Origin of the sequence: Candidatus Brocadia sapporoensis (genome assembly GCF_001753675.2) — a bacterium.
Taxonomy (GTDB): Bacteria; Planctomycetota; Brocadiia; order Brocadiales; family Brocadiaceae; genus Brocadia; species Brocadia sapporoensis.
In genome coordinates this window covers 42,564-54,205 of sequence record NZ_MJUW02000027.1, presented here as the reverse complement: position 1 = coordinate 54,205, position 11,642 = coordinate 42,564, and the positions used below count along the sequence as shown (strand labels likewise).

Here is an 11,642-nt window from a genome sequence, read left to right as displayed (position 1 = left end):
CCTAACTATTCCGAGAAAATATTCTCTCTCACCATCCGTTTCGCTGAATAGTTACATAATATCGGCAATAGCCTTCAGTGAGATATCTTCCTTGCTGTTGATCCTGTTTTTTATAACCTCCTTATCGATAGGCGTTTTTCTTCCCTCCACTACTTCCGTGATATAAAATATTTATCCCGAAGCTTGACAAGTGCAGATTTTATAAATATATTTAATTTAGAGCAACAATCATGATTGATAAAAACGAGTAATCAACTAATGAAAATGGAAACGAAAAGCAGATCCTTCAATTCAATCACCTTGCCAAATTATGATTTCACCCTGAACGCCCCTGAATTTAAAAAGGAAGGGGAGGAATTTACCATTTGGTTTTTTGAAGGCATCCTTGAACGGAACCCCAATTATATTGATTGTCTCATGTATTTGGCTAATACGTATACCGCTCAGGGTATGTATGAAAAAGGGCTTCTCACGGATCAAAAATTGTGCCGTCTTAAACCGGAATCCCCCCTGGTTCATTATAATCTTGCCTGTAGTTATGCACTACTGAAAAACATTAACGCTGCTTTTGAAGCGCTGAAAAGGGCAATTATGTTAGGCTATAAAGACATTTATCATTTGGAAAGGGATGAGGATTTGGCTCATCTGAGAGAAGATGTCCGATACCAAAAATTGATTGAAAAATTAAAATTTAGCTAATACGGCAGCAGCGATGCAATATTAATTTTATACGCAAGGTGAATTCCCTCCAACGTCAGATACGGTAACACTGTAGTAGCGACGGGAAGCTCTGGTGCCAATACAGACGCATCTCCTCCGGTTACAATTACCGGTGGCTGGCATTTCATTTCGTTGCTCATCATATCAATCACCTGGTGTATCATTCCGACCGTCCCCCAGAAAATACCCGACCTTATTGCTTCTTCCGTGTTTTTTCCAAAGACATTTTTTGGTTTGCTGATAGATACGAGGGGTAAAAGCGCCGTAGCATGATGTAGCGCCTTTAAAGACATCCCTATCCCCGGCGCAATAATTCCTCCCAAAAAAGCCCCTTTCTCATTTATTCCGTCAATGGTTATTGCGGTACCTGCATCAACAACAATCGCCGGATTTTTCGTCCTTTCAAATGCGGCGATTGCATTTACCAGTCGATCAATACCTACCATTTCGGGAGATTCGGTCAAAATCGGCATAGGGATTGGAATCTCTTTCCCGATGCGACAGGGTTGTACTGGGCTATGTTTTCCGAGATATTCTATGACACATGCCTCTGCCTGAGGATTAACAGATGCGAGAATAACAGCCTGTGTTTTGAAAAAAATGGCGGGAGTGAGAATTTTCGTAAAATTTGTCTGATGCAGAGATCCGCTTCCAACGGTATGCGTGGAGCGCAAAATGTCTTCTTCGAATATTCCAATATGGATGTTGGTGTTGCCAATATCAATTGCTAACTGCATACAGATGCATGGAGAGCGGATTGCGTCTCTTGTAATGCGTTTACCATCAGACTTATCAGCAGGCTGATATTATTGCCGGTAACCATAGAGACGGGACAAACAGGCCTGGATATTTTCTCTTCCAGAGTTTGAATGCATTTCATACCAGCCTCAGAATCAAGAAGATCTATTTTGTTGGCAACAACAACTTCTGCCTTTTCAGCAAGAACAGGATTATATTGTTTTAATTCATTCCGTACGATGAAATATGCTTCTGCAGGAGCCACCGTAGCAAACGGTGAGACATCTAAGAGATGGACCAACAACCGTGTCCTTTCAATGTGCCGGAGGAATTCATCTCCAAGTCCTACCCCCCGGTGTGCCCCTTCTATAAGCCCGGGAATATCGGCAACAACAAATCTTCGATAATCCTCTACTTCCACAATTCCTAATTGCGGTTGTAATGTGGTAAACGGATAATCGGCAATTTTAGGCCTGGCAGCTGATATTCGAGAAAGCAAGGTTGATTTTCCGGCATTTGGCATTCCAATAAGACCAACATCTGCAAGTAATTTTAATTCAAGGATCAGCCATCGTTCTTCGCCGGGTCTCCCCTTTTCCGCCTGTCGAGGAACCTGATTGATAGAGGTTGCAAAACACTTGTTTCCTCTTCCCCCTCTTCCTCCCCGCGCAATAACGAGATTCTCCCCAGCCGTGTCCATGTCTTTGAGAATACGGCCACTTTCTCTATCCTTGATTACGGTGCCGCGTGGTAAGTTAATACTAAGGTCATTACCATCTTTACCTCTTTTGGTAGAGCCCTTTCCATGTGCACCGTTTCCTGCAATATATTTTACCCGGGAAGTGAGATCCAGCAAGGTGTCTATTTTATCACTGACGTGGATGATAATATCGCCACCCTTACCTCCATCCCCTCCGTCTGGACCTCCGTAAGGGACGTATTTTTCTCTTCTGAAACTCACACATCCGTTTCCGCCATCGCCTCCCTTTACAAATATAACTGCCTCGTCGACAAACATTGTTTAACCTGCTGCGGTCAACATCAAAGAAACTAATAACACATATTTCAGGAAAGACCCAATTGAAAGAAGTACCATGAATCCGTAAAAAAACGGGAAAGGGAAAAGACCTTATGATCTGGGTGTTGTATAAACACTCACGCGACGTCTCGTTTCAAATTTTATCGTTCCGTCTATCATCGAAAAAAGAGTATCATCCCTGCCGATTCCGACGTTTCTTCCCGGTTTAAATTTTGTCCCGCATTGGCGTACTATTATGGAGCCAGCGGTTACAAATTGTCCACCATATCTTTTTACCCCACGATTTTGAGGATTGCTGTCTCTTCCATTTTTTGACGAACCCTGCCCTTTTTTATGAGCCATACTGCTAACCTCCGTTTCAAAAAATTAAAATCCTGTTGATGTATAAAAAACACCCGTTGTATCGGCTGAAAACAACTCAATTTTTCACTTTGCTCTTTTCAATTAAAGTTCTTGCATCATTCATTGCCGACTAGTCGCAAATAATTTCCTTAATTTTTATACGGGTATATTTTTCTCTATGTCCTCTTCTTGTCAGAGATTCTTTTCTTCTGCGAAATTTTATGGTCATACATTTTGCGCTCTTTTTTATGCCCTCAACTTCTGCAATAACCTTCGCATTTTTATTGGTATCAGCCCCTAAAGTCGTTTTACCTTCCTCATTTGAGCAAACTAATACATTATCAAACTCCAGGATTTGTCCAGTTTGTGCATCGGCCTTCAGATCGATGAGACAGCGTTCGCCAACCCTTACCTTATACTGCTTACCCCGGTCTTTTACAATTGCATACATTATTTACCTTCTCCTTTCTTTATCCGTTTCTTGTGATACGTATCTACAAAAAAGCTGCATCTGTTACTTTACCATATTTATCGGCAGCAAGCAAATCTTTGCTAATATATTTAGATCTCAACAGGTTCGTCTTTCTGGTTTAAATAACGAATATCGATCTTGCCGTATTCGTGATTCGCTGTGCTAAAAATGTGTATCTTTTTATTATAAGATTCTTCAATCTCTATCATCTGTTTTCTCTTTTGATTTTGCAGGTAATTTGCAACCGCGGGATTCGCAACAATCTCAATTTTCGCAATTTGTGATGAATGGATAGCAAACTTCAGATCTCTCATGACATTTAAGCAAAGGCTCTCAACGGTTTTAGCATATCCCGTACCGCCACAAAATTTGCATTCTTCAAAAAGAACATCCCGAAGACTTGACCGAATCCGTTGCCGGGTAAGTTCGATGGTGCCAAATTTCGACATCTTGAGCATCTTTGTTCTCGCCTTATCTCTTTTCAACGCATCCGTAACGACCTTTTCGATAGCATGAATATGCGATTCTGTTCTCATGTCAATAAAGTCAATTACAATCACACCACCTAAGTCTCGCAGCCGGATCTGGCGTGCAATTTCCTTGGCTGCTTTGAGATTCGTCTTAAAGGCCGTTTCTTCCGGATCGCACTCCTCTTTGAATTTACCACTATTGACATCAATTGCCACCAATGCCTCGGTCTGTTCAATAACAATTGAGCCTCCACGAGGCAAACGGATTTTTCTACAGTTTATTGCCTCAATCTCTTGTTCAATATTATATTTATGAAATAGAGGCTTATCCTCGCTATAGAGGGTTAACAGCTTTTCAGATTTAGGCATAATCATACGAAGAAAGTCACGGGTTCTTCCATAAACAGCTTCCGTATCCACGATGATTTCTTGTATGTTTGTCGAAAAAATATCCCGAATAGCGCGAATAACCAGATCACTTTCCTGGTAAATGGTAGCAGGGGCTTTGACGTCTTTTGTCTGTTTCTCTATATTCTTCCAGAGCTTTAAGAGATAGTGAAAGTCCTTGTGGATCTCTTTTTTTGTCTGCTGTTCTCCTGCTGTTCGTATAATAAAGCCAATATTTGCGGGGGGTGTTAATCCTGCAAGAATTTTTTTTAATCTTAGCCGCTCCTCATCGCTTGCAATTTTCCTGGAAACTCCGTGACGCGGAACATCGGGCGTTAAAACCAGGAATCTGCCTGGCAGGCTGATATACGTTGTAAGACTAGGGCCCTTAGTGCCAATGCTTTCTTTTGTTACCTGAACCAGCACCTCTTTGCCCGGATGCAGAAGATCCCGTATTTTGCGAAATTCCCGATGCGGTTTGCCATGAGCATCAGTGTCAGATGACTGGCTCCCGTTTTCTGACGGAATTAAAACATCTGATGCATGGAGAAATCCGTTTTTTTTGAGTCCGATATCCACAAATGCTGCTTCGATACTAGGCTCAATATTAACGACTCTTCCTTTATAAATATTTCCCGCAATCTGTCCGCGGGAACTCCTTTCAATGTAGAGCTCCTCCAAAATATTGTTTTCTAAAATAGCAATTCGGCATTCTTCAGGTTCTACTGCGTTAATAAGCATCTTCTTGTCCATGTTTTTCCCTCAGTTATGCAGAAGAAGTCAAATTGATTTTTGTTCTGATAATCTCAAAGATCTCTTTTCTCCCATTCTCCAGCAAAGCACCGACCACTTCTTCGGGCCTCGCCATACCTTCGGTTTCTACTTTTATAGATAGAATTAAACGGCCCGACTTTACTGTGATTCCCTGAATAGACGGTCGAATATTAAAAGATTTTTGGTGCTCATTTTTGGTGCGGTTTACAACAATAAACGGCTGTTGTAAAAATTCGCTAACCTTTACCGTATTTAAAAACTCCGGGTTTTTAAATACCACTTCATAGATCACATCACGAACCGGGCATCTCTCGCTGTCAGCAATGACTTCTCCAGAAAGAACATAAATTTCTTTTGGTAATTGAAGACACAAACATTCAACTAAAATTTCAACGGACATCGGCCTAAGCAATTCCAGTTCCAAAACTTCATCATTGCCGGATATTCCAACACCTAATGCAATGGGAATGGACAATTTCGGATGCGGATTGAAGCCTTTGGACATCGCTATTGGAATATTTGCCCTTCTGATAGCCCTCTCAAAAAGCTTCATTAAATCATGATGAGAAATAAAGCGAATGTCGCCTGATTTGCTGAATCGAATACGTATTCTTGATTTAATATGCCAACCTTACATAAAAACTTCAACTATAATAAATTAAAAGAGTTACGAGAAATTCTAATAAGGACACATATTGGTGTCAAGAATAATTTTGTCCGTCAAATACCTCTGGCAGAATATCAATAGCAATTTTTCTAAGGTAAGCCATTGTTTTCTCCGGATCTTCAAATTGACATGCTGTTTCGGCTATCTCCTTTGCTTTTTCAAAGGTAATTGATCGTACAATTTTTTTTATTTCCGGTATAATTGTCGCAGGCGCCACACTAAACTCAGTAAGTCCCATACCAATAAGCGGCGCAGTATATTCAATCTCACTTCCCATCTGACCACATATCCCAATAGGGATATTGTTGTCTGCTGCTGCTTTGATCGCTACTTTTAAAAGCCTTAATATCGCCGGATGGACAGGACAGTATAAATAAGCGACCCTCTCATTATTTCTGTCAACAGCCAGGGAATACTGGATAAGATCATTCGTGCCAATACTGAAGAAATCGCACTCTTTTGCCAAGAGATCTGCAATTATAACCGCAGAGGGGACTTCAAGCATTACGCCCATCTCAATATTTTTATTGAAAGAGACATTTTCCTTTTCTAATTCTTCCATAGTTTCCCAAACCATCTGCTTTGCTCGTTGTAATTCTTGGAGAGAAGAGATCAGAGGAAATAAAATCTTTACGTTACCTTGGGCAGACACCCGCAAAATAGCTCTCAATTGTATTTTAAATATGGATGGATTTTCAAAACAGTAACGGATAGAACGACACCCCAAGAAGGGATTTCCTTCTTTTCTGTTATCTAAATAGTCAAATTTGTCAGCGCCAAGATCCAGTGTTCTGATAATAACAGGCTTATCCTGTAATTCCTGTACAACTGTTGCATATGCCTCCAAATGCTCCTCTTCTGTCGGAGGTTTGGGCGCACCCAGATAAAGAAATTCTGTTCGGTAGAGACCGATCCCCTCCGCACCATATCTTACATTTATATTGACTTCCTTTGGAAATTCTATATTTCCAAAAATAGAAATATGTTTACCATCGCCCATGGTCGAGGGTTGATCTCTTAGCTCGGTGGCTAGTCTTTCTTCAAAGACATGAATGGTTTTAACCCTGGTTTGGTATGCCGCCAGTGTTTCATCATCTGGTCTAACGATAACAACACCACTATTACCATCCACAATGACCGTATCACCTCCAAAGACATCCGCGGTAATTGTTCCAAGCCCCACTACAGCGGGTATACCTAATGCCCTGGCAACGATAGCGGTATGAGACGTCCGGCCACCTGCATCAGTAGCAAATCCCTTAACTTTCTCGGTATCGAGCGAAGCCGTTTGAGAGGGGGTAAGATCATGGGCTACCAAGATCACTTCTTCGGCAAGATTTTTCAGTTCCTCTCTCTTTTCACCCAACAAGTTTTTTAATAGTCGCCGTTCGATATCAAAAATATCACTTACCCGTTCTGCAAGATACGAGTCGTGGATATCTTGAAATTTCCTAATGTAAACACGCAAGGCAAGCGATACCGCAAATTCTGGTGTAAAATTTGCTCTTTTAATTTTGTCAATGATCTCGTTTTTTAGACGTACATCTTGTAATACCATCCGATGCGTGCCAAAGATTGACCCAATTTCAGAACTCAGGTTTTCTGAGACCTTTTGCTCTAAATCATGAATTTCTCTTTTTGAATCTTCAATTGCTTTTTCAAGTCTGTGGATTTCACCTTCGACCTCATCTTTTTTTATAATATGGCGAGGGATACGGTACCCTTCGCTCTCAAACATAAAAGCATTGCGGATAACCACTCCTGGCGAAACGGCAATTCCTTTTCGAATTTCCATGAATTCTTCTTCGAACTTACTTTTTACTAATCCTTCCAGAGCATCTAAAGCCTCCGCCGCATCAGATCCTTTTGCACTAACAACGATTTCTGTGCCGTTCTCTGCGCCAAGCGTCAAAAGTTCAATAATGCTTTTTCCGTCAACCTCTTTATTTTTTGCTTTTAAACGGATTTCTGACGTATATTTATTGGCAATCTCTGCGAATTTGGTAGCAGGCCTCGCATGCAATCCATTAGAGTTCGAGATCTTTATCTTTCGTTTTAATAACTGTAAATTTTTAGCGTAAATATCCATATTTCAATAAACATGCTGTACAGAAGCTTCTTGCTGTATACAAAAACCACTGCTTTTAAAATACGATAAAATGGGAAAAGATTTCCGTGTTTTTTGTTTTGTTAGGTCAAAAGGTATGAATTACTTTTCCTTAATTTCACGTTGTTGAGGAGAGAGAAAATTGCTTTTAGATTAAACCTGAATACCGTCAACCTCACGCAATATCTCAATTATACCGTCTTTACCTTTTGCCTCTCTCATGAATCGGCGGAAATCGTTATCTCGTATAACGGTGGATATTCTTTCTAATGCAGCAAGGTGAGCCCCAGCGGAATCGTTCGGGGAAAGGAGGAGAAAGAAAAGATACACAGGTTCTCCATCAAGGGCATTGAAATCAACACCATTTGTTGACCGAGCAATAGTTCCCATAATTTTTTTTATGCAATCATGTTTTGTGTGAGGAACCGCTACACCTTTTCCAATGCCAGTACTGCCCAACTCCTCCCGCTTCATAAGAGATTTAATAATATTTTCAACATCCTTACTGTTGATTTTTTGTGCATCTTTCAACGAACCTACCATTTCTCGAATAACAGCCTCTTTTTCCGTAGCGTTAACTTCTGTGATAATAGCTTCCTCTACAACAAAATCAGTCAACTTCATACGATAAAACCCCTCCTGTAGAATTGTTATCTATCATCCTTCTGGAATACCTTCAAAACCTTCTGTTTCCTCAGCCACAGATTTTTTTCTGCGGATGATCCTGGATTGGATTTTGCCCTTATGCTTTTTGAGCTGAGCCTCAATCTTATCCACAACAAGGTCAATTGCCCGGTACATATCCGGATTCGACACCTCAGCAACCAGCGTAGGCCCCCTTGAAACTGAAACAACCATCTCAACAATATGGCTATTATCGCCACCGATGTCTAAGGTAATTTGTATTTGCAAAATCCGTCCGGAAAATTTGTTTACCTTTTCCGTCTTTAGCAAGGCGTAATTTTTAATAGCTTCTGTTATATCCAAATGCCTTGCAACAATTGTGATATTTTTCAAAGAAGCATCCTTTCTGAAAAATGCAGATTTTTAAAAATCGGAATTGATTATTGTACTTATTATAAAATTTTCAGTCAAGAAAATTAAGAAACTACACCAGAGAAACAGGCTGATTAAAAAGGGAATAACTGTTGTCATATCTCAAGACGACATCAAAATTGCTGAAGTAGTCAAATCTTTTGGAGGTATGATTTTCTATATTACGTCTTGTTTTAACGTGATCGTATAGGAATTTTCATGTTATTTAAGCGGGTTACAGGGTGGCACTGACAAACCCTGTTTGTCAGTGTGATATATTCCAAATCCGTGTGTATGTTCAAACAACAGGGACAAACAAGTTTGTTTATGTCACCCTGCAACCGAAGACATAACATGTGGTCATGCATACCAATACGATGACATGTGAGTTGAAAACGGTCAATGAGAGGACAATCGATGTGTACAAAACACCACGTTTCGCATGAAGTTAATCCGGAGAAAGTGCATCACGTGACGTTGCAAGGATATTTCGTGTTTTCGTCAGAACTTTGAGAAATCAAATTTCCGATCACTTGAGTCCTCTTGCATGAAAGAATTCTTTGTACTTCATATCTTCTTTCAGGATATGATTTGTCCACCAAGACTTTAAATACGCAAACATTTCCGTTGGAATCGTTATTTTATGCACCATAGTTCCCACGCAAAAATCAACGGTCTTTTTTTTAAATTCCTGATGTTGTTTTTTTTGTGACGAATACTCAGGATATTCATAATTGAGCATGTATTGCTCTTCTGCTTTAAAATGATCACCGGCGTATTGGGTCATTTTTGTCAACGTGTCTGAGATAATTTCCGAATCAACTTCTGCATCTTTCATGTCAATCAGGGTATTTACTATGGTAATGATCCGTTTGTGTTGCTCATCTAAATCCCGAACACCGACACTAAAACCTTCATCCCATACTATTTTTTCCATATCGCCCTCAATTTCTTCAAAGACACTATTTCACGTCATTGGGCTGCTGTCAGGGATGTGGCAAAATCATATCCAAAGATGGAACACCTTTTCAGGTTTTCTTCTGTCGGAATCAAAAGAACCTTTATGGGAGGCTGAACAATTGTAAGCTTGAGACCTTTCAGTCGTTCTTCCAGGAGTCTTGTTGCCTCTCCACTCCATCCATAGGCTCCAAAGGTGGCACATTTTTTAAGCTTTACGTTGACGCTAAACATAACACTAATAATATCCCACAAGGGTTTTAGCGCATCGCCATTTATCGTCGACGAGCCTATCAGGATGCCATCGGCAGCTTCCATCTCGCACCTCACGGATTCAGGCGATATGCTGGCAGCATCAAATAGTTTGACTTCGGTATGAACCGTAGCGGCACCCTTTGCTACTGCCTCCGCCATTTTTTTCGTGTTTCCGTACATGGATGCATAAAACACCAGAACCAATTTTTTATAGGGATCCTTTCGCACCATACTCCAGTCTTTATAAGCATGAATGTATTTCCATGGATCCGTCCGCAGGATAGGACCGTGGCTTGGAGCAATCAGGCGGATATCCAGCCCTTTGATCTTTTCTATTGCCTCAAGGATCTTCTTCCGGAAGGGGCCCATGACATGCTCAAAATAATACCGAAAATCTTCGGTAAAGTCGTCTACCCGGTCATTAAAAAGCCGTTCATCGCAAAAATGGGTGGCGAAACCATCGCACGGAAACAGCACACGATCTTCTTGCAAATAAGTAAACATCGTATCCGGCCAATGCCAGTATGGCGCGTGAATAAATTGTAATTGCTTATTGCCGAGGCTGACACACTCACCATCTTCAACCGTCTTTCCCTTCACATCCATATGCAAAATATTTTTCAGAAAAAGGGCTGCTGTCTTTGTGGAAAGGATTTGGGCATTCGGGGTCTCTTGCAACAAAAGACTTAAAGCCCCGGTATGATCCATCTCGGTATGATTTACCACAATATAACAAATATCTTTGAGGTTAATTAACGACCGGAGTTTTTCAAGATATTCCTGAGCAAACTTTTCATGAACACAATCAATGATGGCAGGTTTATCTGCACGTATGAGATAGGAATTGTAGGTGGTTCCGAACCTGGGCTGAAATACTACATCAAACGCCCTAAGAGTTGCATTCAACACCCCTACCCAATGAATATCTTTGGTGATTTCCAAGGTCTGCATAACAGCGTTACCATCGCATGTAAATTTGGTTTAATATTGCAAAAATTCAGACATCAAATTCCCCACTTCCAAACCCTTTCACGGTGATTTCTTTCGTTGGAAGACATTTGAAATCTGCCATTCGTGTTTGGGGATTTACCCAACTGCCATCTTTTTTTTGACAAAATTCATCAGTCCACCGACCTGAATGATCTCCTGCATTTCCTTGGGAAATGGCTCGAATCTGAATCTCTTTTTTAAAGTGTGGTCGAGAATTTCACCGGCCGTCAGGTTAACTTCTATTTCATCACCTTCCCGGATCTGCTCTGCTGCATCAGGACATTCAAAAATGGGCAGCCCGATATTAATGGCATTCCGAAAGAAGATGCGGGCAAAGGACTTTGCAATAACACAGGAAATCTTTGCCGCCTTGATGGCAATGGGGGCATGCTCGCGGGAAGACCCACACCCGAAATTATCTCCTGCAACAATAATATCGTCCACCTTAATCTTTTTCATAAAATTCGGATCAGCATCTTCCATGCAGTGAGAGGCAAGCTCTTTTACATCCGTGGTATTTAAATATCGTGCTGGTATAATTTCGTCCGTATTGATATTATTCCCAAACTTCCAGCATTTACCCTTCATTACCGTCCTCTCTTATCGTATTCGTTTATACACTCTTCTTCTTTAGAAAGTATTTGCACCCCTTCATTCCTTTACCAAAGGGAACAAGGTTACTGCTTACT

13 protein-coding genes are annotated in these 11,642 nt (G+C 40.7%); 1 reads left to right on the top strand and 12 read right to left on the bottom strand.

Annotated elements, in window-relative coordinates; all coding sequences use genetic code 11:
• The first annotated feature begins 258 nt into the window (after positions 1-258).
• Positions 259-699 (top strand): TPR end-of-group domain-containing protein, encoded by a 441-nt coding sequence (locus BIY37_RS02560; protein ID WP_080324790.1) that lies wholly within the window; start codon positions 259-261, stop codon positions 697-699.
• Here BIY37_RS02560 and BIY37_RS02555 read toward each other — a convergent pair.
• The 12 genes from BIY37_RS02555 to BIY37_RS02500 form a co-directional block, all read right to left on the bottom strand.
• Complete coding sequence (locus BIY37_RS02555; RefSeq protein ID WP_070066272.1) at positions 696-1,457, bottom strand: type III pantothenate kinase; 762 nt, start codon at positions 1,455-1,457, stop codon at positions 696-698. The genes BIY37_RS02560 and BIY37_RS02555 overlap by 4 nt on opposite strands.
• The gene (gene obgE, locus BIY37_RS02550) at positions 1,448-2,476 is read right to left on the bottom strand and encodes a GTPase ObgE (RefSeq protein ID WP_070066271.1); all 1,029 of its coding nucleotides are present in this window, start codon (positions 2,474-2,476) and stop codon (positions 1,448-1,450) included. The genes BIY37_RS02555 and obgE overlap by 10 nt, the downstream gene beginning before the upstream one ends.
• Positions 2,477-2,587: 111 nt before the next feature.
• On the bottom strand, positions 2,588-2,839 hold the full coding sequence (gene rpmA / locus BIY37_RS02545; RefSeq protein WP_070066270.1) for a 50S ribosomal protein L27: 252 nt from the start codon (positions 2,837-2,839) through the stop codon (positions 2,588-2,590).
• A 130-nt stretch (positions 2,840-2,969) separates the two neighbouring features.
• Complete coding sequence (rplU, locus tag BIY37_RS02540) at positions 2,970-3,290, bottom strand: 50S ribosomal protein L21 (protein WP_070066269.1); 321 nt, start codon at positions 3,288-3,290, stop codon at positions 2,970-2,972.
• A gap of 110 nt (positions 3,291-3,400) precedes the next feature.
• The gene (locus BIY37_RS02535; RefSeq protein ID WP_070066268.1) at positions 3,401-4,921 is read right to left on the bottom strand and encodes an Rne/Rng family ribonuclease; all 1,521 of its coding nucleotides are present in this window, start codon (positions 4,919-4,921) and stop codon (positions 3,401-3,403) included.
• Between the two features lie 13 nt (positions 4,922-4,934).
• A complete protein-coding gene (locus tag BIY37_RS02530; RefSeq protein ID WP_261340825.1) occupies positions 4,935-5,546 on the bottom strand; it encodes a TIGR03936 family radical SAM-associated protein in 612 nt (203 codons plus the stop codon).
• A gap of 97 nt (positions 5,547-5,643) precedes the next feature.
• Positions 5,644-7,698: a phosphoenolpyruvate--protein phosphotransferase gene (gene ptsP, locus BIY37_RS02525; protein ID WP_080324788.1), complete on the bottom strand. Its 2,055-nt coding sequence runs from the start codon at positions 7,696-7,698 to the stop codon at positions 5,644-5,646.
• 171 nt (positions 7,699-7,869) lie between these two features.
• A complete protein-coding gene (locus BIY37_RS02520; protein WP_070066266.1) occupies positions 7,870-8,340 on the bottom strand; it encodes a PTS sugar transporter subunit IIA in 471 nt (156 codons plus the stop codon).
• A gap of 33 nt (positions 8,341-8,373) precedes the next feature.
• Positions 8,374-8,733, bottom strand: a complete 360-nt coding sequence (gene hpf, locus BIY37_RS02515; RefSeq protein ID WP_070066265.1) for a ribosome hibernation-promoting factor, HPF/YfiA family — start codon at positions 8,731-8,733, stop codon at positions 8,374-8,376.
• Between the two features lie 547 nt (positions 8,734-9,280).
• Positions 9,281-9,688, bottom strand: a complete 408-nt coding sequence (locus BIY37_RS02510) for a bacteriohemerythrin (RefSeq protein WP_070066264.1) — start codon at positions 9,686-9,688, stop codon at positions 9,281-9,283.
• Positions 9,689-9,723: 35 nt separating this feature from the next.
• Positions 9,724-10,914 carry an FprA family A-type flavoprotein gene (locus BIY37_RS02505; RefSeq protein ID WP_070066263.1) on the bottom strand — a complete coding sequence of 397 codons (1,191 nt, stop codon included), beginning with the start codon at positions 10,912-10,914 and terminating at the stop codon, positions 9,724-9,726.
• Between the two features lie 135 nt (positions 10,915-11,049).
• The gene (locus tag BIY37_RS02500) at positions 11,050-11,541 is read right to left on the bottom strand and encodes a 3-isopropylmalate dehydratase small subunit (RefSeq protein WP_070066262.1); all 492 of its coding nucleotides are present in this window, start codon (positions 11,539-11,541) and stop codon (positions 11,050-11,052) included.
• Between the last annotated feature and the right edge of the window lie 101 nt (positions 11,542-11,642).

Excerpts from the sequence above, each read along its gene's own strand:
- BIY37_RS02535 (WP_070066268.1), bottom strand. The coding sequence starts at position 4,921 with ATGGACAAGAAGATGCTTATTAACGCAGTAGAACCTGAAGAATGCCGA.
- BIY37_RS02500 (WP_070066262.1), bottom strand. The coding sequence starts at position 11,541 with ATGAAGGGTAAATGCTGGAAGTTTGGGAATAATATCAATACGGACGAA.
- obgE (WP_070066271.1), bottom strand. The coding sequence starts at position 2,476 with ATGTTTGTCGACGAGGCAGTTATATTTGTAAAGGGAGGCGATGGCGGA.
- BIY37_RS02520 (WP_070066266.1), bottom strand. The coding sequence starts at position 8,340 with ATGAAGTTGACTGATTTTGTTGTAGAGGAAGCTATTATCACAGAAGTT.
- BIY37_RS02555 (WP_070066272.1), bottom strand. The coding sequence starts at position 1,457 with ATGCAGTTAGCAATTGATATTGGCAACACCAACATCCATATTGGAATA.
- rpmA (WP_070066270.1), bottom strand. The coding sequence starts at position 2,839 with ATGGCTCATAAAAAAGGGCAGGGTTCGTCAAAAAATGGAAGAGACAGC.
- BIY37_RS02560 (WP_080324790.1), top strand. The coding sequence starts at position 259 with ATGAAAATGGAAACGAAAAGCAGATCCTTCAATTCAATCACCTTGCCA.
- BIY37_RS02510 (WP_070066264.1), bottom strand. The coding sequence starts at position 9,688 with ATGGAAAAAATAGTATGGGATGAAGGTTTTAGTGTCGGTGTTCGGGAT.
- rplU (WP_070066269.1), bottom strand. The coding sequence starts at position 3,290 with ATGTATGCAATTGTAAAAGACCGGGGTAAGCAGTATAAGGTAAGGGTT.
- BIY37_RS02505 (WP_070066263.1), bottom strand. The coding sequence starts at position 10,914 with ATGCAGACCTTGGAAATCACCAAAGATATTCATTGGGTAGGGGTGTTG.
- ptsP (WP_080324788.1), bottom strand. The coding sequence starts at position 7,698 with ATGGATATTTACGCTAAAAATTTACAGTTATTAAAACGAAAGATAAAG.